Annotated in this window: 22 protein-coding genes; 6 read left to right on the top strand and 16 right to left on the bottom strand. The window is 60.9% G+C overall.

The genetic code is table 11. The annotated features are described in order from the left end of the window. Position 1: 1 nt before the first annotated feature. Positions 2 to 1,636 (bottom strand): 5-oxoprolinase subunit B/C family protein, encoded by a 1,635-nt coding sequence (locus BLX89_RS09555; RefSeq protein ID WP_075290501.1) that lies wholly within the window; start codon positions 1,634 to 1,636, stop codon positions 2 to 4. Continuing rightward, complete coding sequence (locus tag BLX89_RS09560; protein ID WP_075290503.1) at positions 1,629 to 2,396, bottom strand: LamB/YcsF family protein; 768 nt, start codon at positions 2,394 to 2,396, stop codon at positions 1,629 to 1,631. The genes BLX89_RS09555 and BLX89_RS09560 overlap by 8 nt, the downstream gene beginning before the upstream one ends. Positions 2,397 to 2,779: 383 nt before the next feature. Between BLX89_RS09560 and BLX89_RS09565 the strand changes: the two genes are divergently transcribed. From BLX89_RS09565 to BLX89_RS09580, 4 genes are read left to right on the top strand one after another with little or no spacing between them, the layout of a single operon-like run. Further along, entirely contained in the window at positions 2,780 to 4,132 is a 1,353-nt protein-coding gene (locus tag BLX89_RS09565; protein ID WP_075291079.1) for an LLM class flavin-dependent oxidoreductase, read from the top strand. A gap of 11 nt (positions 4,133 to 4,143) precedes the next feature. After that, positions 4,144 to 4,995, top strand: coding sequence for an ABC transporter permease (locus BLX89_RS09570; RefSeq protein WP_075290505.1), 852 nt, complete (start codon positions 4,144 to 4,146; stop codon positions 4,993 to 4,995). 37 nt (positions 4,996 to 5,032) lie between these two features. Continuing rightward, a complete protein-coding gene (locus BLX89_RS09575) occupies positions 5,033 to 6,019 on the top strand; it encodes an ABC transporter substrate-binding protein (protein WP_075290507.1) in 987 nt (328 codons plus the stop codon). Between the two features lie 18 nt (positions 6,020 to 6,037). Continuing rightward, positions 6,038 to 6,808, top strand: coding sequence for an ABC transporter ATP-binding protein (locus BLX89_RS09580; protein ID WP_075290509.1), 771 nt, complete (start codon positions 6,038 to 6,040; stop codon positions 6,806 to 6,808). Positions 6,809 to 6,814: 6 nt separating this feature from the next. Here the strand turns inward: BLX89_RS09580 and BLX89_RS09585 are convergent, their stop codons facing one another. The 8 genes from BLX89_RS09585 to efp all read right to left on the bottom strand — a co-directional run bounded on the left by BLX89_RS09585 (position 6,815) and on the right by efp (position 15,968). Further along, the gene (locus tag BLX89_RS09585; RefSeq protein WP_075290511.1) at positions 6,815 to 7,513 is read right to left on the bottom strand and encodes a response regulator transcription factor; all 699 of its coding nucleotides are present in this window, start codon (positions 7,511 to 7,513) and stop codon (positions 6,815 to 6,817) included. Further along, entirely contained in the window at positions 7,510 to 10,206 is a 2,697-nt protein-coding gene (locus BLX89_RS09590; RefSeq protein WP_075290513.1) for a sensor histidine kinase, read from the bottom strand. The genes BLX89_RS09585 and BLX89_RS09590 overlap by 4 nt, the downstream gene beginning before the upstream one ends. A gap of 50 nt (positions 10,207 to 10,256) precedes the next feature. Then, positions 10,257 to 10,826, bottom strand: a complete 570-nt coding sequence (gene kdpC / locus BLX89_RS09595; RefSeq protein WP_075290514.1) for a potassium-transporting ATPase subunit KdpC — start codon at positions 10,824 to 10,826, stop codon at positions 10,257 to 10,259. 11 nt (positions 10,827 to 10,837) lie between these two features. Next, entirely contained in the window at positions 10,838 to 12,922 is a 2,085-nt protein-coding gene (kdpB, locus tag BLX89_RS09600) for a potassium-transporting ATPase subunit KdpB (protein WP_075290516.1), read from the bottom strand. Continuing rightward, positions 12,919 to 13,095 (bottom strand): hypothetical protein, encoded by a 177-nt coding sequence (locus tag BLX89_RS24635; RefSeq protein ID WP_158025949.1) that lies wholly within the window; start codon positions 13,093 to 13,095, stop codon positions 12,919 to 12,921. The genes kdpB and BLX89_RS24635 overlap by 4 nt, the downstream gene beginning before the upstream one ends. A gap of 9 nt (positions 13,096 to 13,104) precedes the next feature. Beyond that, positions 13,105 to 14,808: a potassium-transporting ATPase subunit KdpA gene (gene kdpA, locus BLX89_RS09605; RefSeq protein WP_075290518.1), complete on the bottom strand. Its 1,704-nt coding sequence runs from the start codon at positions 14,806 to 14,808 to the stop codon at positions 13,105 to 13,107. Positions 14,809 to 14,841: 33 nt separating this feature from the next. Further along, positions 14,842 to 14,931 carry a K(+)-transporting ATPase subunit F gene (locus tag BLX89_RS09610; RefSeq protein ID WP_143523574.1) on the bottom strand — a complete coding sequence of 30 codons (90 nt, stop codon included), beginning with the start codon at positions 14,929 to 14,931 and terminating at the stop codon, positions 14,842 to 14,844. A 467-nt stretch (positions 14,932 to 15,398) separates the two neighbouring features. Beyond that, positions 15,399 to 15,968: an elongation factor P gene (gene efp, locus BLX89_RS09615; RefSeq protein ID WP_075290522.1), complete on the bottom strand. Its 570-nt coding sequence runs from the start codon at positions 15,966 to 15,968 to the stop codon at positions 15,399 to 15,401. 192 nt (positions 15,969 to 16,160) lie between these two features. On the opposite strand from efp, the gene epmA reads away from it, so the two are divergent. Together epmA and BLX89_RS09625 are read left to right on the top strand one after the other, a co-directional pair. Next, complete coding sequence (epmA, locus tag BLX89_RS09620) at positions 16,161 to 17,225, top strand: EF-P lysine aminoacylase EpmA (RefSeq protein WP_075290524.1); 1,065 nt, start codon at positions 16,161 to 16,163, stop codon at positions 17,223 to 17,225. Then, entirely contained in the window at positions 17,222 to 18,295 is a 1,074-nt protein-coding gene (locus BLX89_RS09625) for a lysine-2,3-aminomutase-like protein (RefSeq protein ID WP_245292800.1), read from the top strand. The genes epmA and BLX89_RS09625 overlap by 4 nt, the downstream gene beginning before the upstream one ends. Positions 18,296 to 18,311: 16 nt before the next feature. Here the strand turns inward: BLX89_RS09625 and BLX89_RS09630 are convergent, their stop codons facing one another. From BLX89_RS09630 to BLX89_RS09655, 6 genes are all read right to left on the bottom strand, one after another. Next, positions 18,312 to 21,482 carry an efflux RND transporter permease subunit gene (locus BLX89_RS09630; protein WP_075290526.1) on the bottom strand — a complete coding sequence of 1,057 codons (3,171 nt, stop codon included), beginning with the start codon at positions 21,480 to 21,482 and terminating at the stop codon, positions 18,312 to 18,314. A gap of 3 nt (positions 21,483 to 21,485) precedes the next feature. Then, a complete protein-coding gene (locus BLX89_RS09635) occupies positions 21,486 to 22,604 on the bottom strand; it encodes an efflux RND transporter periplasmic adaptor subunit (protein ID WP_075290528.1) in 1,119 nt (372 codons plus the stop codon). A 290-nt stretch (positions 22,605 to 22,894) separates the two neighbouring features. Then, entirely contained in the window at positions 22,895 to 23,560 is a 666-nt protein-coding gene (locus BLX89_RS09640) for a YiaD family glycine zipper/OmpA-like lipoprotein (RefSeq protein ID WP_075290530.1), read from the bottom strand. Between the two features lie 178 nt (positions 23,561 to 23,738). After that, complete coding sequence (locus tag BLX89_RS09645) at positions 23,739 to 24,113, bottom strand: hypothetical protein (RefSeq protein ID WP_075290532.1); 375 nt, start codon at positions 24,111 to 24,113, stop codon at positions 23,739 to 23,741. Positions 24,114 to 24,233: 120 nt separating this feature from the next. Then, complete coding sequence (locus tag BLX89_RS09650; protein WP_075290534.1) at positions 24,234 to 24,764, bottom strand: GNAT family N-acetyltransferase; 531 nt, start codon at positions 24,762 to 24,764, stop codon at positions 24,234 to 24,236. Positions 24,765 to 24,768: 4 nt separating this feature from the next. After that, positions 24,769 to 25,344 carry a helix-turn-helix domain-containing protein gene (locus BLX89_RS09655; protein WP_075290535.1) on the bottom strand — a complete coding sequence of 192 codons (576 nt, stop codon included), beginning with the start codon at positions 25,342 to 25,344 and terminating at the stop codon, positions 24,769 to 24,771. Positions 25,345 to 25,402 lie beyond the last annotated feature (58 nt).

The raw sequence follows: 25,402 nt of genomic DNA on the forward strand, positions 1-25,402 counted from the left end.
GTCATTCTTCCTGTGCGTCTTCGGGGTCGAAGCTGGCAATCGGGTTGAAGCGGATGCGGGCACCGATCGGCACCTGCCCGGCAAGATCAAGATGATGGCGGGCGACAGACCCGATCACCGGATAGCCGCCGGTCAGCGGATGATCGGCAAGGAACAGTACCGGCTGGCCGGTATGCGGCACCTGGATGGCGCCGATGGCGGTCGCTTCGGACGGAAGCTCCGCCTGGTCGCGACGTTCGATCGGGGAGGGGCCGGACAGGCGCATGCCGACGCGGCTCGATTCCGCCGTCACTGTCCATTCCTGCGCTTGGAAAGTATCAAGGCCCCTTGCCGTGAACCAATCCGTGCGTGGACCGAGAATGACATCCAAAGTTACCAGATCGCCGGCGCGGGGCAGCGGTGAGGGGAGGGGGCGGTAGGGATCGACGGCCGCGCCGGTGTTGCCGGCCGCGATCAGCCGGTCCCCGGCGACAATCGGCGGCGGGCCGACCTTGGCCAACGTATCGGTCGACGCCGAGCCCAGAACCGGGTCGATGGCAAAACCGCCGCGCAATGCCAGGTAACTGCGCATGCCTTGCTGAGGCGCATCCAGCGTCAGCCGGTCGCCGGCATCGAGCGCGAAGGCGCGGGCGAAGGGGGCGGCGATGGACCGGCCGTCGGCGGTGTCGATGCGGAGAGGGGAAGGAGCTCCGAAGATGGCAAGCGTTACTGGGGCATCCACCTTGAGGGCGAAGCCACCGAAAGTCACTTCGATGATAGCAGCATCTCGCGGATTGCCGACAGCGAGATTGGCCTCCTGCATCGCCAGCCGGTCGAGCGCCCCGGATTCGCCCACACCCTGATCGGCGCGACCGGCGCGGCCAAAATCCTGATAGAGCGCCGGGCGATCCGCGCGGAGAACACGTAAGCCCGTTTGTCCCGTATCCGGCGCTGGTGCCTCAGAAATCGGGCTTTGAAGCGTGGGAGATGTTTGCCTGCTGTCCTGCATCACCCCGAGGCGAACCGTCCTCCCTTTTGCCATGTCACGAAAATGCACCCGGTCGCCCGGGGCAAGCAGCGCGGCGCGCGTTCGGCCGGTGTCCCACATCTTCAGCGGCGTTTTTCCAAGAAGCTGCCAGCCGCCGGGACTGTCTGATGGATAGATGCCCCCGAATTTGCCACCGAGAGCGACGGAACCGGCGGGGATGCGCACCCGCGGGCTCTTGCGGCGCGGCACGTCAAACGCCGGGTCGTCCGATGTCATATAGGCGAAGCCCGGCGCAAAGCCGGTAAACGCCACCGTATAGGTTGCGGCCGTGTGGCGACGCACGACTTCCTCCACTGTCCAACCCAGGATCTCTGCGACATCGGCAAGATCCTCGCCGTCATAGGTCACGGGTATCTCGAATAGGTCGCCCTCGCGGGTGCTTCGTTGGCTGAGATCGAACCTGCGGATATGTGCTGACAGTCGTGCGCGGTCGGTCAGCAGCGGGTCGAAACGCACCATCAGCGTGCGCGCGGCCGGGATTATCTCGACGACGCCTTCCGCTGGGGCAGCGCGCATCCGGTCAAGCAAGGTCAGGGTCATGTCGAGATCGGCAAGCTCGACCATGAAGCTGACACTGCCGACTGGCAGGAAACGCAGCCGCTCAGTCATGATCGACAAAGGACCTGAGTGTCACACCCCGGGCTGCGAGCGTGTCGCGCAGGGTGGACGCTATCGAAACCGCGGTCGCGGTGTCGCCGTGGATGCAGATCGATTGCGCATCGAGCGGGATATCGGTGCCGTCGATGGCGGTAATGCGCTTCTCGTTGACCATGCGCAGCATGCGGGCTGCGACCTCGGCGGGATCGTGGATGACGGAGCCGGGCAGGCGGCGGCTGACGAGGCTCCCATCGGCATTATAGGCACGATCGGCGAAGGCCTCGCAGACAACGGTGAGGCCTGCCGCCCGTGCCTGTGCGACGATCGGCGCGCCGGCGAGCGCCATCAGGATCAGCGACGGATCGATCGCCTTGATGCCGGCGATGACATCTGCCGCCTGGCGGGGATCGCTGGCGATGGTGTTATATAGAGCTCCGTGCGGCTTCACATAGCGCACCGTGGTTCCGGCAGCCTTCGCCAGGCCCTGCAGCGCGCCAATCTGGTAGATGGTGTCTCCCACCAGTTCCTCGCTCGACGGGTCCATGTTGCGGCGACCGAAACCCACGAGATCGCGGTAACCGACATGGGCACCGACGACCACGCCACGCGTTGCCGCGACTTTCAGGACCTTGAGGATGCCGGCTGGATCACCCGCATGAAAGCCGCAGGCGATATTGGCGCTGGTGACGATCTGGAGCATCGCCGCGTCATCGCCCATCGGCCAAGGCCCAAAACCTTCCCCAAGGTCGCTGTTGAGATCGATGCTCGCCATGACGCAGCTCCAGTTGAGTGTTTGCAGGGATTGTTCAATATCATACTTTATATTGTTCAACAATATGGATGCCTGGAGTATGGTTCAGATCGGCGTTTTTCCGTGGTCACCAGCCCAGCAGGTCCTGCCCATTTGAGAAAGGTCTCCAAAGGAAGTCTGTGGCCAGAGGTACTTTTCCATCGATTTTGACGAACTGCGGCGCAGCGGAATCGAAAGCCATGCGCGGAGAAATCCTCTGGGCAGCGACAGAATGCCAGATTTTTTCCGCTTAATCCGCGAAGAACGAAATTCATTTTCTCTATAAATATTGTAGATTACTTAGGCTTATCATCAGTCGAAAGCGATGGCCCCCATCGCGCAACGAGCTGAGGAGAGCAATGAATATGGCACGCAAGATCAGGCTTGGGGCATTTCTTCCTGGCGGAGGGCAGCACGTTGCCGCTTGGCGGCATCCGGATCAACCTGCCGATGGCGCGGTGAATTTCGAGTTCCACAAGCAATTGGCCCAGACGGCGGAACGCGGATTGTTCGATGCCTATTTCCTGGCTGACAATCTGGCGGTCGGTTTTGGGGGAGCGCGGGAGGGCGGCAACGCCAGGGTGGCGGGCTTCGAGCCGGTCACGTTGTTTTCAGCGCTTGCGCCCTTCACCAAAAATCTCGGCTTTATCGCAACGTCGTCCACGACCTACGAAGAACCCTACACCACGGCGCGAAAGTTCGCATCGCTCGACCTGATCTCCGGCGGGCGTGCCGGCTGGAATGTGGTTACCACGACCGGTGACCCGACCGCGCAGAATTTCAATCGCGAAACACAGCTTCCGCATGCCGCGCGCTACCGTCGCGCCGCCGAGCATGTCGACGTGGTCAAGAAGCTCTGGGACAGCTTCGAGGATGACGCCTTTCTGCGCGACAAGGAGACCGGCATCTTCTACGATCCGCAGAAGCTGCACGAGAGCAATCACCGCGGCGAACACTTCCAGGTCCGCGGACCGCTCAACGTCTCGCGTTCGCCGCAGGGTTATCCCGTCATTGTTCAGGCGGGGCAATCGGACGATGGTCGTGGGCTTGCCGCCGCAACAGCCGAAGTGATCTTCACGGCCCACCAGCATCTCGATACGGCCCAGGAATTCTACCGGGACATCAAGGCGCGCGCCCACGGATTGGGTCGCGACCCGAACCATATACTTGTCATGCCGGGCGTATCGCCTTTTATCGGGCGAACGCAGGCCGAAGCGCGCGAGAAATATGAGCGGCTTACCGCCCTCATTCTGGAAGAAGACGGTGTCGGCCTTCTCAACGGACTGGCGGGCGGCACGCTGGATCTCAGGGGCTACGATATCGACGGTCCGCTGCCGCCTGTCCCGCCAACGGAAGGCATGAAAAGCCGTCAGGCGCTGATCCGGCAGATCGCCGACGAAAACAACTTTACCATCCGCCAGCTCTATCAATGGATCGCGTCCGCCCGAGGGCATTACACGATCGTCGGCACGCCTGAGAGCATCGTCGATACGCTGCAGGAATGGTTTGAGAACGAGGGTGCCGACGGTTTCAACATCCTGCCGCCATGGCTGCCGACAGGGCTCGATGATTTCGTCGATCTCGTCATCCCAGAATTGCAGCGTCGCGGCCTGTTCCGCACCGCCTATGAAGGAACGACGTTGCGGGAAAATCTTGGGCTTCCCTTCCCTGTTAACCGCTGGACAGCCGAACGAACAGTCGTTCAAGCCGCCGAGTAAGGGGAGAAATCATGGCTTACGACAATATCGATCTTTCACTTGCCCCCGGTTTTTCACCTTCTAATCGGGTGGTATCAGGAACGGCAATCGGCGCACGGCTGCGCGATTTTCTCCTGCCCTTCCTGACCCGATATGGACTGGTCACCGGCTTCCTTTTGCTCTGGCAGGTGTCAGCCACCCGTGGATGGGTCAATCCGGCGGTGTTTCCACCTCTCGACGTCATTGTCGTGGCGTTATGGGACAGTCTCGCCAGTGGGGCTCTGCTGGATGACATCGCCATCAGCCTGCAAAGGGCGGGTATCGCCTTCTTCGCCGCTGTCATGCTCGGTATCCCGCTGGGTCTTTTCATGGGGCAGATCAAGACGGTAGAGCAGGCACTGGACCCGCTTCTGCAGTTCTTCCGCCAGACGTCGGCGCTTGCGCTCTACCCGATCTTCATTCTGCTGCTCGGGCTGGGCGAGACATCCAAAGTTTTTGTGATTTTCTGGGCGACGCTGTTTCCGATCCTGCTGGCCACCATTGGTGGCGTGAAGGAGGTCGATCGCAAGCTGATCGAAATGGCGCGCACGTATGGTGCAAGCCGGCTCACCGTCTTTCGCCGGGTCATCCTGCCGGCTTCCGTGCCAGCGATTTTTGTTGGCCTGAGGCTGTCTGCCACGACTGCACTCCTGCTCCTGATCGCGGCAGAGATGATCGGCGCCAATAAGGGCATCGGCTTCCAAGTGATGAATGCCCAATACAACTTCCAGATACCGCTGATGTTTGCGGCGATCCTGCTTCTGGCGCTCATCGGGCTTGCCGCAAATGCCATTCTGCTCGCGCTGCAGCGCCGGCTATGCCGGTGGTCGCAACCCGCCCCTTGACTGCTCATTTTCCCTCATTTTGAAAGGATTATATCCGATGACCTTCCACTCCCGTCTCCTCGCTTCCGCCGCCGTCTTCCTCGGGCTCTCCGGCGCCTGGGTTGGCTCGTCCTTTGCCGCAGACGAAGTCAAATTGCGCTATCTCGCGAGCCAGGGCGGACTTTCTGCCCATGAACTCGCAGCCGAGCTCGGTTATTTCGACGGCACCGGCATCACGCTTGAAAACGTCGGCTATGCCACAGGCGGCCCTGCGTCGCTGATCGCTCTTGCCTCGGGCGACGTCGAGATCGGTAGCGCCGCGACCTCGGCCGTCCTGAACTCCATCATCAGCGGAAATGATTTTGTCGCGGCCTATCCGTCCAACGGCATCAACAACGAGGTGCAGTCGATTTTCTATGTGCTGGAAGATAGCCCGATCAAGGATATCAAGGACATCGCCGGCAAGAGCATCGCGGTCAACACGCTCGGCGCCCATCTCGACTATACGATCCGCGAGGCGCTGCATTCGGTCGGGCTGCCGTCCGATGCCGCCAACCAGATCGTCGTTCCCGGCCCCCAACTGGAACAGGTGCTGCGTTCAGGCCAGGTCGATGTCTCGGCTTTTGGCTACTGGCAGACAACCTTCGAGGGCGCCGCGAAGAAGAACGGCGGTCTGAGAGCCGTTTTTGACGATACCGATGTCCTCGGTGAAATCGCCGGCGGTTTCGTGGTGCTGCGCCGCGATTTCATCAAGGAACATCCGGAGGCCGCCAAAACCTTCGTGGAACAGTCGGCACGCGCACTTGATTACGCCCGGGAGCACCCGGAGGAAACCAAAGATGTCTTCGCCAAGGCGCTGAAGGAGCGGGACGAAAATCCGGATATAGCGCAGTATTTCCGTGGTTACGGCGTGCGTGAAGGCGGCCGCGCCGTGGATCGTGACATCCAGTTCTGGATCGACGTGTTGGTGCGCGAGGGCAAGCTGAAGGAAGGCCAGCTCGCGACCAAGGACATCCTTTACTCCGCCGATATCGCCAGCAACTGAGCCGGAAGGAACAGCTCTATGAGCCATGCCCAGCAATCCGTCCGTGGAGAGGTGGCCATCCGCCATCTCTCCAAGTCCTTCACTCTCAACGGAGAGCCTCTGCCGGTTCTGCGCGACGTCAACCTGAATATCCGCTCCGGCGAGAGCCTTGCCATCGTCGGCGCCAGCGGTTCCGGAAAGACGACGCTGCTCAGGGTGCTGGCTGGTCTGGAGGCAGCGGATGCCGGCGAAGTGCTGATCGACGGCAAGGCGGTGCATGGCGTCGGCGCAGAGCGGGCAGTTATTTTCCAGGAGCCGCGGCTGCTGCCGTGGCTCACGGTTCTCGACAACATTGCGTTCGGCCTTGAGACGCGCGGCACGTCAAGGGATGAGGCGCGCGCGCATGCAAGACGATATGTTAAGCTCGTGGGCTTGCAGCAGTTCGAAAATGCCTATCCCCGCCAGCTTTCAGGCGGCATGGCGCAACGCGTGGGTATCGCCCGGGCACTTGCCGTGCAGCCTGAAATCCTCTTGCTCGACGAACCGCTCGGTGCGCTGGATGCGATGACCAAGATCGGCATGCAGCAGGAACTGGCGCGCATCTGGCGCGATGAGGAGGTGACGACGATCCTCGTGACGCATGATCTCGAAGAGGCAATCTATCTTGCCGATCGCATCCTGATCCTGCCCCGCGAAAAGGGGGGAGAGTCGAAGTTCATCGATATCGACCTCCAGCGCCCGCGCGACAGGAGCGCGCCGGAATTTGTCCGTCTGCGCGAAGAGCTGTTGCGTATCTTCGGACTTCATTAGCCGGTTTTAGCTTGGATCGGCCTCCCGCATGCGATAGCCGACGCCCGTTTCCGTGGTGATATAGTGCGGCTGATCGGGAACACGCTCGATCTTCTGGCGAAGCTGACGCACATAGACCCTGAGATACTGTACATCCGTCGACCCACCCCAGATCTGCTTCAGAAGATGCTGGTGCGTGATGACCTTGCCGGCATACTGAACGAGAATGCGCAGAATATCGTATTCCTTAGGCGAGAGCTTGATCTCGCGCTCACCGAGCCTGACGATCCGCTTGACGAGATCGACTGAAAGCTCGCCGGTGCGGAAGATCGGCCGTTCGCCCTGCTGCTGCAGCTTGTGACGGAGCGCGACCCGAATGCGGGCCGCGAGTTCCTTCATGCCGAAGGGCTTTGTGACGTAGTCATCCGCGCCGGTCTCCAGCGCCTTGACGATACCGATCTCGTCCGTCCGGCTCGACAAGATTACGATCGGAAGTTCCAGAGCCTCGCTGCGCCATTTCTCAAGGAGTTCGTGGCCGGAGGTGTCCGGCAGGCCGAGATCAAGCAGAATGAGATCGGGGTGTCCGCTCGCGACGCGGCTGATCGCCTCTTTGCCGTTGATCGCTTCTTCAACGGCATAACCCTCGCTGGTGAGGCCGACCCTGAGCAGTTTTCGGATGGCCGGTTCGTCGTCCACCACGAGGATCTTGACGTTTGAAACGCTCATGCCAGTTCGTCCATCCTCGGTATTTCGGCCGGGATCGGCATGGCGATGGTTAAGATCGCGCCGGACCGGTCGGTTCTGTTTCCTGCAGAGATAGTACCGCCCATGGCCTCGATAAAGCCTCGGCAGATCGAAAGCCCCAATCCCGTTCCCGCCCGCACCCTGTCGCCCTTGTGCACCCGGTAAAAGCTATCGAAAATCCGCTCCAGGTCCGAGGGCGGAATGCCCTCGCCCTCGTCGATGACCTGCAGCAAAACGGTCGCGCCATCGACCCTGCCCCGGATCGTCACGACCGAGCCGGGCGGCGCATATTTGCCGGCATTGTCGAGCAGGTTGAACAGAACCTGTTCGAACAGGACGGGATCGAGTTTGACCATCGGCAGATCGGCGGGAATATCGACCGATGTCTGCTGGCGGCCAAGAACTTTGCCCGCCCGGCGAAGCGCAGACCCCACGATATCGCCGATATAGTGGTATGAAGAATTGGGTTCGGTCGCTCCGGACTCAAGGCGTGTCATGTCGAGAAGATTGGCGATGAAGCGGTTGAGGCGCTCGGATTCGTCGACCACCGTCGCCAACAGCTCTGCCCGGTCCTCTTCCGCCATCGCGGCCGAATAGTCGCGCAAGGTTCCCGCCGCCCCCATGATCGCCGCGAGCGGCGTCTTCAGATCGTGAGAAATCGAGGTGAGCAGGGCGGAACGAAGCCGGTCGGCCTCCGCTGCCAGCCGCGCCTGATCGACGTCGGCAACCAGTTGTACGCGCTCAATGGCAAGGGCTGCCTGATCCGCCAGCGCATCGAACAGTCGCTGTTGTTCCGGGGTCAGCAGGTAATCCTGCTTGTCATTGTCGAGACCGACGACGCCGATGGGCATGCGCCCGGTGCGCAGCGGCAGATAGAGGCGTTTTGCCCCCGGCAGGGTGTCCGCGCCACGGCCGGCCGGCCGGTCGTGTTCCCAGGCCCAGCGCGCCGCAGCGATATCCGCATCAACCAGCGTGTCATCCGGCGGATAGCCGGCCTTTACCGCAATGGTGTCGCCTTCCGGCATGAGGATGACGACACGAACCTTCAGCATGGAGGCGATCTGGTGAGCGGTTGCCCACAGAACGTCGTCCAACGTGCCTGTGCTCGCAAGCTTCTTGGAGAAGAGATAAAGGTCTTCCGTCGTCCTTGCCCTCTGTCGTGCGGCAACGGCCTGCCTTTGGACACGCGCCGTCAGGTTGCTGGCGGTAATGGCCACGACAAGGAAAAACACAAGTGCGAGCACGCTTTCCGGATCGCTCACCGTCAGCGTGTAACGTGGTTCGAGGAAGAAGAAGTTGAAGGCGAGGGCGCTGGCAACGCAGGCATATAGCGCCGGGCCGAGGCCGGCCGTAACGGCGGAGGTCAAAACCGCGATGAGGAACACCAGCGCGAGATTTCGGACATCCAGAAACTGGTCGAGCAGTATCCCGGCGGCAAGGGCGACCGATATGTAAAACGTGCTGAACAGGTAGGGCGGCAATGTGAACTGCCGTGGCGGCGGCGCGGCTTTGACGCCTCTCGATATAGAAGGTGTACGCTCGATCCCGGAAAACACATGCACGCTGATGTCGCCGGTATAACGGATCAGATCGTGGGACACCGACCCTTCCATCCACTCGCGCCAACGCGGCTTGTCCGGCTTGCCGGTTATGACATGGGTGAAGTTGTGGGTGGTGGCGTGGTGCAGGATGTCGCGGGCAACCGTCTGGCCGGGGATGGTGACCGCTTCGCCGCCGAGCTGTTCGGCAAGACGCAAGTGAGAAGCGAGCCTGTCCTTGTCCGCGTCGGAAAGATTGATCGACCTTGAGGTTTCGACGTGGATCGCCGTCCAGGGCGCCCGCAGGCGATCCGCCTGCCGCTTTGCATATCGCACAAGAGCCGCCCCGCGCGGGTCGTGGTCGATGCAGACCAGCACACGGTCGCCTGCCGCCCAGGGACCGGAAATGGCATGCGCCTGCATGTGGCTGAGCAATTGGTCGTCAACGCGCTCGGCGGTACGGCGCAAGGCGAGTTCGCGCAGTGCCGTCAGGTTGCCTGGGGAAAAGTAGTTTTCGATCGCCCTCTTGGCCGTGGTCGGCAGGTAGACCTTGCCCTCATGCAAACGCTTGATCAGGTCATTGGGAGTGATGTCGATGATCTCGATGTCATCGGCGCGGTCGATGATCGAGTCAGGAACGGTTTCGCGCACCCTGATCCGAGTGATCTGCGCGACGATATCGTTCAGGCTTTCGATATGCTGGACGTTCAGCGTCGAATAGACATCGATACCCTGCGCGAGGATTTCCTCGACATCCAGATAGCGCTTCGAATGGCGGCCATCGACATTGCTGTGGGCGAGTTCATCCACGAGCACGAGCCGGGGGCGCCGGGCGAGGATGGCGTCGAGGTCCATCTCATGGAGAGTGCGCCCCTTGTATTCGATATCCCGACGCGGAATGAGTTCGAGACCGGCGACCAGCGCCTGGGTTTCCTGCCGGCCGTGGGTCTCGACGATGCCGATCACGACATCGACGCCCTCGGCCTTTCGCGCTCGGCCGGATTGCAGCATTTCATAAGTCTTGCCGACGCCGGGAGCAGCGCCCAGGAAAATCTTCAGACGCCCGCGGCCTTCTCGCGCGACGTTCTCCAGAAGAGCGTCCGGCGAAGGTCTGTCATTGCGTCTGTCGTCAGGCATGGGGTCTCCCGGGGTGAAGGGCCGGGATTAAAATCCCGGCCATCCTGTTGTTATTGAGCAGCTACGCCATCCAGTGCAAGGTTCAATGCGAGCACATTCACCACGGGCTCGCCGAGTACGCCCAGTTCACGGTCCTCGACATGAGCGTCAACCAGCGCCTTGACCTGCGCTTCATTGAGCCCGCGTGCCTTGGCAACGCGTGGCACCTGGAAATAGGCGGCCTCCGGCGAAATATGCGGGTCAAGGCCGCTGCCGGATGTGGTGACGAGATCCATCGGCACGGGAGCATCCGGATTTGTTGCCTTCAGGGCCTCGGCATCGGCCTTGACGCGGTCGATCAGCTTGGCATTCGTCGGAGCGAGGTTCGAACCGCTGGAGCCGGCGGCGTTATAACCATCGCCGGCTGCCGAGGGTCGGCCATGGAAGTAACGGTCGCTGCTGAAGGCCTGGCCAATGAGTTTCGAGCCGATTACCGTTCCGTCCTTTTCAATCAGGCTGCCATTCGCCTGTTTCGGAAAGAGTGCCTGGGCGATGCCCGTCATGCCGAGCGGATAGATGAGACCGGTCAGCACGGTCAGTGCGACGATCATGACGGTTGCGGGTCTGAGTTGTTTCCACATGCAAGTAATCCTTATGCGAGGCCGAGCGTCGTGATGATGACGTCGATCGCCTTGATGCCGATGAAGGGAACGATGAGGCCGCCGAGGCCGTAGATCAGCAGGTTGCGCGAGAGGAGCGCGCCTGCGCCGATCGGCCGGTATTTGACACCCTTGAGCGACAGCGGGATCAACGCGACGATGATCAGGGCGTTGAAGATGATCGCCGAGAGAATGGCGCTTTCCGGGGTCTTGAGGCCCATGATGTTGAGCGCGCCGAGCTGCGGATAGAAGGCCAGGAACATCGCGGGGATGATCGCGAAATACTTGGCGACGTCATTGGCGATCGAGAAGGTCGTCAGCGCGCCACGGGTCATGAGCAACTGCTTGCCGATTTCGACGATCTCGATGAGCTTCGTCGGGTCGGAGTCGAGATCGACCATGTTGCCGGCTTCGCGAGCCGCGACAGTACCCGTATTCATGGCCACGCCGACATCGGCCTGGGCAAGCGCCGGCGCGTCATTGGTGCCGTCGCCACACATGGCGACCAGCTTGCCCTTGGCCTGTTCCTCGCGGATGAGGCTGAGCTTGTTTTCCGGGGTTGCCTGCGCGAGGAAATCGTCAACGCCTGCTTCCGCAGCAATCGCAGCGGCCGTCATCGGGTTGTCGCCGGTGATCATGACGGTGCGGATACCCATGCGCCTGAGTTCGGCGAAGCGCTCGCGAATGCCGCCCTTGACGATATCCTTCAGGTAGACGACGCCCAGCAGCTTGCCGTCCTTCACCACGGCAAGCGGCGTGCCACCGGCCTTGGCGATCTCGTCGGCAATGGCCTGGATTTCGCGCGCCGTCTGCGGCTGATAGCTCATAACTGCGGTATTGCCCGAGGCAACAGCTGTGCTGCCATCGACATAGCGAAGAACGGCATCGACGGCGCCCTTGCGGATGCTCGAACCATCCAGATCGATGCCGCTCATGCGGCTCTGGGCGGTAAAGGGCACAAACTGGGCGTTAAGGCTTGCCATGTCGCGCGCACGGATGCCGTATTTCTCCTTCGCGAGCACCACGATGGAGCGACCTTCCGGGGTTTCGTCGGCAAGCGACGCAAGTTGCGCCGCATCCGCCAGTTCCTGTTCGCTCACGCCGCGAACCGGCTTGAATTCCGCAGCCTGACGGTTGCCGAGGGTGATCGTGCCGGTTTTGTCGAGCAGCAACGTATCGACGTCGCCCGCAGCCTCGACGGCGCGGCCGGACATGGCGAGCACGTTGAAGCGCACAAGCCGGTCCATGCCGGCGATGCCGATGGCCGAGAGAAGCGCACCGATCGTCGTCGGGATCAGCGTGACGAACAGGGCAACCAGAACGACTATCGGAATATAGCCGCCGGCATAGCTGGCAAAGCTCGGGATCGTCGCCGTCGCCAGCACGAAGATCAGGGTCATGCCGGCAAGCAGGATGTTAAGGGCGATTTCGTTCGGCGTCTTCTGCCGCTCGGCGCCCTCGACAAGCGCAATCATGCGATCGATGAAGGTCGAGCCGGCCGCGGCCGTGATACGAACGCGAATCCAGTCGGACAGAACCTGCGTGCCGCCGGTGACGGCCGAGCGGTCACCGCCGGATTCGCGGATTACCGGTGCCGATTCCCCGGTTATGGCTGCCTCGTTGACAGAGGCGACACCTTCGATGACCTCGCCGTCCGAAGGGATGATGTCGCCCGCCTCGACGAGAACCACATCACCGACCTTCAGGCTGGTGCCCGGTACCACCGCAAAGCTCTTGATGTCATCGCCCTTGAGCAGTTTGGCCTGGGTCTCGGTGCGGGTGCGACGCAAAGATTCCGCCTGTGCCTTGCCCCGTCCCTCGGCGACGGCTTCGGCGAAATTGGCAAACAGCACGGTGAACCAGAGCCAGATCACGATCTGGAAGGAAAAGCCGAGATTGTCTCCGCCGGTTATCGCGTCGCGGATGAAGAGGATCGTGGTCAGCGCGGAAACGACGGCCACAACGAACATGACGGGATTTCTGGCGAGTGCGCGCGGATCGAGCTTGCGGAAAGCATCTCCGATCGCGGGCAGGAGGATACGAGCGTCCATGATGCTCGTGGTTTTGGACTGGCTCATATGAGACTCCAGCTGAATGTTAGGAAAGCCTTGCCGATCAGCACAACGAGCGCCATGGCGCCGAGCACGAGGCAAAGAAGGGTCGAGACCCGCAGCGGCGGCCCGTCTGCCCGCTCCGGATGTCCGGAGCGGGGGCGGGATGATCTGCGGAAGAACTGCATTGTCTGTTCCACGGCGCCACCTCAGAATGTCTGACCGAGCGTCATCGCAAGGTGTTCGACGATCGGGCCAACAGCGAGTGCGGGGAAGAAGGTCAGGCCGCCAACGATCAGGATCACGCCTGAGAGCAGTCCGACGAACAGTCCGCTGTCGGTCGGGAAGGTGCCGGCCGAGGCAGGTACCGTCTTCTTGGCAACCAGCGAACCGGCGATTGCCAGCGCGGGAATGATGACCAGGAAGCGGCCCATCAGCATGGCGATGCCCAGCGTGATGTTGTACCAGGGCGTATTGCCTGTAAGACCGCCGAAAGCCGAGCCGTTGTTGGCGGCAGCTGACGTGTAGGCGTACAGGATTTCCGAGAACCCACGCGGACCGGGATTGGCGATGGAGGCCACGGCATCCGGCAGGACAACGGAAATCGCGGTGAAGACCAGCATGGCGAGCGGCAGGCAAAGTACGGCGAGAACCGCCATCTTGACCTCCTTGGCCTCGATCTTCTTGCCGAGATATTCGGGCGTGCGGCCGACCATCAGGCCGGCAACGAAGATGGCGAGCACGACGAACATCAGGATGCCGTAGAGACCTGCGCCGACACCGCCGATAATGATTTCGCCGAGTTCCATGTTGATCAGCGGGATGAGGCCGCCAAGCGCGGTGAAGCTGTCATGCATGGCGTTGACCGCACCGCAGGACGCTGCCGTGGTGATGGCCGCGAAGAGTGCGGAAAGCACGATGCCGAAGCGGACCTCCTTGCCTTCCATGTTGCCGCCTTCGATGCCGAGCGCATGAATGAGCGGATTGCCGGAAGCCTCAGCCCAGTAGCAGACGACAACGCCAGCCATGAACAGCACACCCATGGTCGCGAGAATGGCCCAGCCCTGACGCTGGTTGCCGACCATGCGGCCGAACACGTTTGTAAAGGCAGCGCCGATCGCGAAGATCGAAACCATCTGGAAGAGGTTCGAAATCGCATCCGGGTTTTCGAACGGATGGGCGGCATTGGCGTTGAAGAAGCCGCCGCCATTGGTGCCGAGCATCTTGATGGCGATCTGGGAGGCAACGGGACCGACGGCGATCGTCTGCTTGGCACCCTCGAGGGTCGTTGCCTCGACATAGGCGCCGAGCGTCTGCGGCACGCCGAGATAGACATAGACCAGTGTCAGCACCACGCACATCGGCAGCAGGATGTAGAGTGTCGCCCGGGTCAGATCGACCCAGAAGTTTCCGATCGATTTGGCAGACGCACGCGAGAAGCCGCGGATCAGCGCGACGGCGATCGCCATGCCGGTTGCCGCCGAAACGAAGTTCTGCACGGTAAAGCCGGCCATCTGCACGAGGTAGGACATCGTGCTTTCACCACCATAGTTCTGCCAGTTGGTGTTGGTCACGAAGCTGACAGCCGTGTTGAAGGCGAGTTCCGGCGGAACGGCGCCCATGTCGGCCGGATTAAATGGCAGCGCACCCTGAAGGCGCTGCAGAAAATAGAGCAGGAGGAAGCCTGCCAGATTGAAGAAGAGAAGAGAAAAGGCGTAGGTCGTCCAATGCTGGTCTTCCCGTTCGCTCGTACCGGCGAGCGCATAAAGCCCCCGTTCGGCAGGCCCGAAAATAAGCGACAGGAGCGTGCGCTCCCCGTTGAAAACGCGTGTCATGTAACCGCCCAGCGGCTTCACGAGCAGAAGAACGATCCCGCAGAAGATGAGGATCTGTATCCATCCATTTGGTGTCATGGGACAAGGCTTTCCAGCACTAGGCCCGGGCGGTCAGAACCGCTCCGGGCGAATGAGGGCATAGGTGAGATAGACGAGGAGCAGCGCGGTAACAGTGCCGCCGAGCGCATAGTCAAAAAGCACGGTCAACCTCCCTCAAAGATTGGCGCAGGCGCGCACATAGGCGAACGAAAGCGCGAAGAAGACGATGCCGATGGCAAGAACGACAATATCCATGTCGGTAATTCCTGTTTTGATTCAAAGACGGCGTCACATTTTCGGCTGATAGCCATTCGTGAGCGCGTGAAATCCCCGCGCCGCGACATCGGAAAAATGTGGCGGCCCATGGCTGGATTTCGTCAGGAATATGGTCCCGAACCGCATTAAGGTTCGAGAGAGAGGGCACACCAAAGATATAGGAATTTTATAGGAATTTCGGTCAAACACGGCGGCTCTAGCAGGCCGCCACCGTACGTCGGATCTGCGGCAATCGCCGATATGCGGCGCTGTCAAAAGCATGTGGATCGCCCCATATGCCCGCGGACTATCTCACCAAATAAAAAGGGCACGGTTTTCACCATGCCCCTTCATCATTCCAGGTCGCGGGACGATCAGTCCTTGGCGCGCTCGACATAGGAGCCGTCTTCGGTCGCGATGACGACGCGGGTGCCAGCTGTAATGTGCGGCGGAACGAGCGTGCGCACGCCGTTCGAGAGAACTGCCGGCTTGTAGGACGACGATGCGGTCTGCCCCTTGACGACCGGCTCCGTCTCGGTGATTTCGAGGGTTACGTGGCGTGGCAGCTCGATGGCGATCGCGAGGCCTTCGTGGATCGACAGAATGCAGGTCATGCCTTCCTGCAGGTAGGCCTTGAGGTCGCCGATATCTTCGGTCGACATGACCAGCTGGTCATAGGACTGCGGGTTCATGAAGTGGAAGCCTTCGCCGTCTTCGTAAAGGAAGGTGTGCTCGGTGTCCTCGACGAAGGCGCGCTCGACCTGCTCGGTGGTGCGGTAGCGTTCGGAAACCTTCACGCCGTCAGAAATGCGGCGCATATCGACCTGGGTGACCGGCGTGCCCTTGCCGGGGTGGAAGTTCTGAGCCGTCAGCACGACGTAGAGCTTGCCGTCGACGTCGAGAACATTGCCCTTGCGGACCGAAGAGGCGATTACCTTGACCATAAGTCTTCCTTGCAACAGAGGCTGTCGCGTCGTAGAGGAGCGCACAAAGCCTGCCCAGACGCTGATTTCAGAGTTTTCGGGCCGCACCTATCCTATATTCATGCAAATTGCCAGCGGGGCGAGCCTGCGAGGCAAAAGAAAGGCGGAAACACGCGGCGCTAGCGTCTTTTCAGCCAAACCGGAACCGATCGAATGGCAAACGCTTCGCTGACCGCTTCTCCCTGGTGGACGCCGGATGTCCATGCGGATCGACGCGGCTTCCTGCTCGGCCGCAACAAAATCCTGGCGGCCCTGCGCGGCTTTTTCGCGGAGCGCGCGTTTGTCGAAGTCGATACGGCAACCTTGCAGATATCCCCCGGAAACGAGGCGCATCTCCATGCATTCGGCACGGTTGCCATCAATCCCGATGGCAGCGAGACGCCGCTGTATCTCCATACCTCACCTGAATTCGCCTGCAAGAAACTGCTGGCGGCAGGGGAGGAGCGCATCGCCTGCTTTGCCCATGTCTACCGAAATCGCGAGCGTGGACCCCTGCATCATCCGGAATTCACGATGCTGGAATGGTATCGAGCCCGGGAAACCTATCACTCGCTGATGGATGATTGCGCCGACATGCTGGCACTGGCGGCAGACGCTGCAGGCCACGATGTACTGCGCTATCTTGACCGCACGACCGACCCTTTCGCCGCACCCGAGCGCATCACGGTTGCCGAAGCCTTTGATCGCTATGCGGGGGTCGATCTCCTTGCGTCCATCGATGGGTCCGGCGAGACGGATCGTGAAACGCTCGCCGGCAGTCTGTGCATTGCCGGTATCCGCGTCGCGCAGGATGACACCTGGGCCGATCTCTTCAGTCGTGTCATCGTTGAAAAGGTCGAACCCAATCTCGGAATGGGGCGTGCGACGATCCTCTACGAGTATCCCGTCGCCGAGGCTGCACTAGCGCGACCGACGCCGCATGACCGGCGTGTCGCCGAACGGTTCGAACTCTATGCGTGCGGCGTGGAACTTGCCAATGCATTTGGCGAGTTGACGGATGCCGGCGAGCAGCGTCGTCGCTTCGGGCTGGAGATGGCCGAAAAACAGCGCGTCTACGGCGAGACCTATCCTCTGGATGAAGATTTCCTGTCGGCACTAACAATCATGCCCGACGCAAGTGGTGCCGCGCTCGGTTTCGACCGTCTGGTAATGCTGGCAACGGGCGCACCCCGAATTGATCACGTTATCTGGGCGCCTGTCGCGGAGACCGTCCGGTGAACGCGCCGATTGCTCAACCGGTCGCCCGGTCGCTGAAAAGCGTCGAGGATCTGCATTTTGCGGGTCTGATTGCGTCAGAAGACGCACCGTCGCTTGCGGCGATCGGCGACCATTACGCCGTTGCCGTCACGCCTGCGATGGCGGCGCTGATCGACCCTACCGATGTTAATGATCCGATTGCCCGCCAGTTCATTCCCGATGCAGCGGAGCTGACCCGTCTGCCGGAAGAGCGGGACGACCCCATCGGCGATGGCGCCCACAGTCCCGTTGCCGGCATCGTGCATCGGTATCCTGATCGCGTCCTTCTGAAGGCGGTCCACGTCTGCCCGGTTTATTGCCGCTTCTGCTTCCGTCGCGAAATGGTCGGGCCCCAGGGACTGGGAACGCTGACGCTTTCGGAAATGGATGCCGCTTTCACTTATATCGCCGGCCATCCGGAAATCTGGGAAGTGATCCTCACCGGCGGCGATCCGTTGGTTCTGTCGCCGCGTCGCCTGCGTGCGATCACCGAAAGGCTGGCAGCGATCGAACATATCAAGATTGTGCGGTTTCACACTCGGGTTCCCGTCGTGGAACCTGCCCGGGTCGATGCGTCGCTGATCGAGGCCTTGAAGGCGAGCGGCAAGGCCGTTTATGTGGCGCTCCACGCCAATCATCCGCGGGAGTTTACCGAGGATGCAAGGCGCGCCTGTGCCCGGCTCGTTGATGCCGGCATCGTTATGGTCAGCCAGTCCGTGCTGCTGAAGGGCGTCAACGACGATGTCGAAACACTGGCCGCGCTGATGCGCTCCTTTGTCGAAAACCGCATCAAGCCCTACTATCTGCATCACCCGGATCTTGCGCCGGGAACCAGCCACTTACGTTTGTCGATCGAGGAGGGACAAGCCTTGGTCGGTGCCCTTCGCGGCCGCGTTTCCGGTCTTTGCCAACCGACCTACATTCTTGATATTCCAGGCGGTCACGGCAAGACCGTGGTGACCGCGACGACGATCGAAAGTCAGGGGGGCGGCTGCTACACCGTCACCGATTTCCGCGGTCAGGAGCATACTTACCCGCCCGTTGCGAAATAGGTCCCGAAGCCGTCCTTCAGTCGGGGTTGTGCGTGCCTGTCTTGTCCGTTTGGACCGTCTTTTCTCTTCCAATGCCGGTGATGCTGTGGCCGCGTTCGCGAATCCACTGGAAGGCCACGTAGAGAGCGGGAATAAGGAAGATACCGATCAACGAGGCCGCAAGCATGCCACCGGCGACGCCGGTGCCGACGGCGCGGCGGCTCAGCATGCCGGCGCCCTCGGCGATGATCAGCGGCACGAGGCCGATGATGAAGGCGAAGCTCGTCATCATCACCGCGCGGAAGCGGGTTCTCGCGCCTTCGATCGCGGCATCGATAATGCCGGCGCCCTTCTCGCGCCTGTCTTTCGCAAACTCCACGATCAGGATGGCGTTTTTCGAGGCCAGGGCAATCAGCACCACCAGACCGATCTGGGCATAGATGTTGAAAGAAAGACCTGCGACCAGAATTGCGATCAAGGCGCCGGCAACGCCGACGGCGACCGACAGCAGAACCGGCACGGGAATGGTCCAGCTTTCATAAAGGGCGACAAGGAACAGATAGGCAAACAATACCGCGAGCGCGAGAATCGCCGTCGTCTGCCCCGCGGCCTCAAGTTCCTGCAATGCCGTTCCGGTCCATTCGTAGCTGTAGCCCGAGGGCAATGTGGTCGCGGAAAGCTGCTCCATGGCAGCCAGCGCCTGGCCCGAGGAGACACCGGGAGCGGGCTGGCCGTTGAGGGTGATCGAACGGTAGTTGTTGTACCGCACGATCGATTGCGGGCCGACGATATATCGAACCTGGGCGACTGATGCCACGGGCACCATCTCGCCGGATGAATTGCGGACATGCAGGCGAGAGATATCGTCAATGGAGGCACGGTCGGCCTCGGCAGCCTGCATGGTTACTTTCCAGCTTCTGCCGAACAGATTGAAGTCGTTGATGTAATAGGAGCCAAGCGTTCCCTGAAGCGTGGTGAAGAGGTCGCTGACAGACACGCCGAGCGCCTGCAGGCGGTCTCGATCGAGATCGAGATAGAGCTGGGGCGCGCTTGCGGAATAGGTGGTGAAGGTCGGGCCAAGCAGCGGGTTCTGGTTGGCGGCAATAACGAGGCCCCCCGCCGTGGCGGCGAGTTCCGCCGGAGGCCTACCCTGCAGGTCGAGCAACTGGTACTCGAAGCCGGAACCGGTGCCGAGCCCCATGATCGGCGGCAGATTGAAAGCGAAGATCTGGGCGCCTCGAACGGCCGCACCCCTCATCATGGCCGTGCGGATGGCGGCATCCACCGAAAGCGCGGGGCTTTCACGCTCCTCGAAACCCTTCATCGTGACCAGCGCGAAGCCGCTGTTGGATTTGGACAAGCCGTCGAGGAAGCTGTACCCGCTGACGCTGAAGACGTTGGCAACGCCGTCGATCTCCTTCAGCATCGATTCGACGCCAGTCACGATATCCTGGGTACGATTGAAGGACGCGCCTTCCGGCAGGCGGACTTCCACGAAAAATGCGCCCTGATCCTCGCTCGGCAGGAAGCCCGTCGGCACGATACGGAACAGCCAGCCGCTGGCGCCGATCGCAACGGCGAGCAGCAACACGCCGATTGCGGCGCGCCGGGCGATATGACCGGCGACATAGACATAACCGTCGCGCCCATTGTCGATCCGGCGCGAAAGCCAGCCGAGAATGCCGCGTTTTTTGCCATGATGCGGTTTCAGAAGGATCGAGCAGAGCGCCGGGCTGAGCGTGAGCGCATTGATGGCGGAAAGCACCATCGATACCGAGACGGCAACGGCAAACTGCTGGAACAACTGGCCGCTGAGGCCGGGAATGAATGCTACGGGCACAAACACGGATAGAAGTACGAGTGTAATCGCGACGATCGCGCCGGTGATTTCTCCCATGGCAAGACGGGCAGCCTCGGGCGCCTCCATGCCGGGATTTTCCTCCATCACGCGCTCGATGTTTTCCACCACAACGATTGCGTCATCGACGACGATGCCGATCGCAAGCACGAGTGCCAGCAGCGAGATCGTGTTGAGGGAAAATCCAAGCGCGAGAATGACGGCGAACGTGCCGATCAGTGCTACCGGCACCGCGACCAGCGGAATGAGGGTAGCACGCCAGTTGCCGAGAAACAGGAAGACCACGAGGATGACGAGAGCAAAAGCCTCGATCAGTGTATGCACGACGTTGTCGACGCTTGCCTCGACGAACGTCGAAGTGTCGTAGTTGACCTCATATTTCAAGCCGGGCGGAAAGCTCTGTGACAGCCGTTCCATCGTGTCGCGAACACCTTTCGCTGCCGCAAGAGCGTTCGCACCGGGTGCCTGATAGGTGCCGATCATGGCGACGGGCTTGCCGTTGAAGCGGGCGCTCGAATCCGAACTTGCGGCGCCAAGCTCAACCTCGGCGATATCGCGAATGCGGATATAGGAACCGTCGGGCTGGGCCTTCAGCACCACCTCCTCGAACTGCCGGGGATCGGTAAGGCGCCCCTGGGTCTGTAGATTCAGCTGAAAAAGCGGGTCGTCGGTCATCGGCTGGGCGCCGATGCGACCGATCGCAGCCTGCACGTTCTGAGCCTTCAGCGCCGCAATGATGTCCGATGGCGTCATGTCGAGGCTGGTGAGACGATCTATGTCGAGCACGATGCGCATCGAATAGTCTTCAGCGCCGAACATCGCGGCATCGCCGACGCCGGGAATGCGCTTGATCGTATCCATCAGGTTGATGGTGGCGTAGTTCGACAGGAACAGGCTGTCGAATTCCTCGCCTTCGCCATAGATCGCAATCACCTGCATCAGGGCGGAGGATTTCTTGCGGACGCTGACGCCGGTCTGCTTCACCTCGGCGGGGAGTCGTGCCTCGGCGAGTGAAACCCGGTTCTGCACGTTGACGGTGGCGATATCCGAGTCGGTGCCGACGGCGAAGGTGACGGTGAGGTTATAGGAGCCGTCAGCGCCGCTGGTCGATTTCATGTAAAGCATGTCATCGACGCCGATGACCTGGCTTTCGATCGGCTGGGCAACCGTCGCTTCCACGACGTCGGCGCCGGCACCGGGATAACTGGCGGTGACGCTGATCTGCGGTGGCACGATATCCGGAAACTGGGCGACCGGTAGCCGGGTCAGCGCGATCAGGCCGGCAAGGGTCAGTACGATGGAGATAACCGCGGCGAAGCGCGGGCGATCGATGAAAATCTCGGAGATCATGGCTTAGCCGCCAACGGCAGGAGTTGCATCGACAGTGACGCCAGGGCGGACCTTGCCCACCCCGTCGGTGATCACGTTTTCACCTTCCTTGAGACCGGTGGAGATCACGGCCTGCCCGCGCGACGTGCGGGCCACGTCGACCCGACGAAGTTCGACCTTCTTGTCTGCCCCGACGACCATCACGAAGGCGCCCTGCTGGTCTCGCTGGATGGCCTGCTCGGGAACGGCCAGCACCTCCTGCTTATCTGCCTGTTCGAGGTTCACGCGCACAAGCGTACCGTCAAGCAGGGTGGTTTCGGGATTGTCGAATTGCGCCCTGACAATCACCGTGTCCGTCCCCTGGGACACGTTGCTGGCAATAAAGTCGATGGTTCCCTTGCCGGGGTAGGCCATGCCGCCGGGCAAGGTAATGTTGACGTTGGCGCCGCCGCTGTATCGGCCGTCCGTCACATCCTTCCGGTATTGAAGCAGAAGGGCTGTCGCGACGGGAAATTCCACATAGATCGGATTGAGTCGCGTGAGCGTGACGAGCGCGCCGCTGTCGGGACCAACCAAAGCCCCGTCATCGACGGTCGTCAAGCCGACGACACCATCGAAAGGGGCGGTTATCTTGGTGTAGGATAAATCGAGATCAGCCTTGGCCTTGGAGCCTTCGAGGCTCGTCAGGTCGGCTGCCGCCTTCTTGAGCTGGGCCTCTGCGATATCGACTTTCGATTGTGGCGTCGTGTTGGAGGCAAACAATTGTTTCTGTCGATCACGCTCAATTGCCGCCAGATCATATTGCGCCTGCGCTGCCGCAAGCGCCCCTTCGCTCTGCTGCACGACGGCGGCGTAAGATCCGTCCTCGACCTCATAAAGCACGGTGCCGGCCGTTACCTTCTGGCCCTCGGTAAAGTTTATTTTCTCCAGGAAGCCGGACACGCGGGCGCGGATGTCCACCTTCTGGATTGCAACGATACGCCCCGTGAAATCGACGCTCTGCCGGATATCCATGATCTTGGCGGGTGCGATTATAACGGCAGGCGCCGGAGCCTGCTGGGCAAGGCCGGCAATCGGCAAGAGGGCAACGGCGACAAGGGCGCCGTAGGCAAAAGTGAGGAAAAAGTTTCTCTGCAACGCCATGCTACAACCTCCCCAGAAACCGAAAATGCCCTCACGTCTTCCCGTTTATGTCCTTGTCCTCATAGACTAATCACGGAAGCGTGACTTTGGAAAGACAATTCAGATCGGGTTTCGAGGCGAGCACCGGTTCATGGATTTGCCGCACGAATTCCTTGCATTTACAACCGTATAATGGCGGGGGTTTCTTGAGCTGAGAGCCGAATATCTCTCAAGAGTTTGAAAGAGATGATCGACAACGAAAAAGCCGGCCGCGAAGGCCGGCTTGATAAATCCCGTCGATCGAGGGCGACTTAGCCTTCCTTGATCGGTGCGATCGAGATTTCGACGCGGCGGTTCTGCGCGCGTCCGGCTTCGTCCGCATTCGATGCAACCGGGCGATCCTGGCCGTAGCCGATCGCCGACATGCGACGCTGATCGACACCCTGGCTTGCCAGATAATTCGCGACCGACGCCGCCCGGCGCTCCGAGAGGCCCTGATTGTAGCCGGGATTGCCGGTCGAGTCCGTGTGGCCATCCACATCGATAAGGGTCTTGTTGAACTTGCGCAGAACGATCGCAACGGAATTAAGCGTCGAGTAGAAGCCCGGCACGACCTGGTCCTGATCGGTTGCGAAGGTGATGTTCGATGGCATGTTCAGAATGATGCGGTCGCCTGCGCGGGTCACGGAAACGCCCGTGCCCTGCAACTGCGCGCGCAGTTCGGATTCCTGACTGTCCATGTAATTGCCGATCAGGCCGCCACCGAGCGCACCAATGCCGGCACCGACGAGGGCAGCGTCGCGGCGACCGCGGGCGCTGCCGCCAACGAGCAGGCCCGTCGCCGCACCGAGGCCTGCGCCGATCAGCGCGCCGCCCGCCGTGTTCGACATTTTCTGTTCGCCCGTATAGGGGTCCGTCGTCGTGCAGCCGGAGAGATAGATGGCCGCGACGGCCACGATGGCGGTTTTCTTCATCATAGAATCAGCTGTCCTCAAAAAGTGCTTCCCTGCTTCATACTACCGATTGCGGCGGGAAGATGAAGACACGATGCTTGCCAGACGGTTCGTTTGCCCGCGCGTTTTGTTTGAAAGAGCAGCTGTGTAGATTTGGGAACAGCAAACGCCGGAGCTGAACCCCGGCGCCGCAGCTTCGCAACTATTCGGTCAGGTCGATTTCTTCAGTATTGCCGCCCTGGCAGGTGTAGCAGCAGTCATCGCAGCTTTCGGCATTTTCGGGCCCGGTGCCCCAATACGTGGCCTTATCGCCCGATACCCAGGCGCCATAGCAGATTTTTTCGCCTTCATCGCAGGCGAGCGGGATCTGTTTTGTTTCGCCATCATCAAGGTAGTAAACCTGATTGTTGCCCGGCCAAACATGGTCGCGATCCTGGCTGTAAAGCTCGACTTCTACGGCATTCGGATGGCTGTTGCGCATCTGAAAGGTGACATCGGCGGCAAAAGCTGACGCGATCGTCCCAACGAGGATTGCGGCGGAAAGCGCGCCCAGCTGCGCGCGGCGAAGAATAGACATTGACACTCCCCTTTTTCGTATCGGCGCCCCCGCCGACGAGCAATGGCTAGCATGCAAAAAGCCTAATAGAAAGACGGTCTTATCAACCCTTTTGGCGCCATTTTTGGTTCCGAATGCGGCTCAGCTCGCGCCGAGCGACTTGTAAAAGAAGGTCGATCCGCAGTAGCTGCCATCCGGCATCAGGGCGTATTGAGGGATGACGCCTACCCGTTGCCATCCGAGCCTGGTGTAGATCGCTTCCGCCGGGCTCCCCGTTGCCGTATCGAGCACCAGGACATGGCGTTTGTGGTGCCGGGCTTCTATTTCCGCCCGTTCCATCAGCAACCGTGCAAGGCCCTGACCGCGACCGCGGCGATGCACCAGAAGTTTTTTCAGGTCTGCCCGGTGGGGCTGGTTCGGCATGGTGCCTATTCCAAGCTGGACGGTGCCTAGGATTTCGTCGTTCAGCCGGGCGACGACCAGAACGGTATCGCCGGCGGCGACCGCTGAGGCTACAGTTTCCCAATAGGGCATGGCATCCGCCGGCCGGTAGGGGGACAGGAAGCCGACGGAGGCGCCGCCTTCGACGCAGTCGGAAAGAATCTCGCACAGAGCGGGCAAGGCCGCTTCAGTTTCGGCCGCGGAGAGAACGTTGAGGCTGATCTGGTTCATGGGATCACTTGCTGCGATGGAGAATGACGCTGTAATGCGCCGTTTCGTTATAGGGATTGTGGAAGATGTGGCCGTCGCCGAGTGCCATGAATAGGCAGTCACCGGCTTCGAGCATATAGGTTTTTCTGTTGTGTGTTACGTCGAGCCGGCCGCGAAACAGCCAGAGATGTTGCGTCGTGCCGCTGTCGATCTGATGCGGATCGAATACGATACGGGCTCCGGGTGGAAACTCCACCTCAACGATGTCGACCGGGGATTCGATGCCTTCCGGCGACACGGAGCGGCGAAGATAGCCGGTGTCCGGATCGCGCCATAACCGCTGGTCGCTGCGGCGCGAGAGAGGAGAGGCTGTAGGCTCGTCAGTCGCGAAAAAACGAGAAAGCGTTGTGCCCAGTGCCGCGCAAAGACGGGCGAGAAGCTGGGCTGTCGGACTTGCCTCCGCACGCTCCACCTTCGAGATCATCGCGCGGCTGACCCCTGAACGGATTGCGAGCTCGTCAAGGGTCAATCCGCGTTGTTGGCGGAGCAAGCGTATCCGCTCGCCGATATCGGCCTCAAGCTGGTCGCGTGAAATATCCATTATAGGAGAATTATAGTTTCCGATAATGGAGTCAAGCGTGTTCGGCGCCATGGTATTT

This window comes from Pararhizobium arenae, from assembly GCF_001931685.1.
Lineage (GTDB): Bacteria > Pseudomonadota > Alphaproteobacteria > Rhizobiales > Rhizobiaceae > Pararhizobium > Pararhizobium arenae.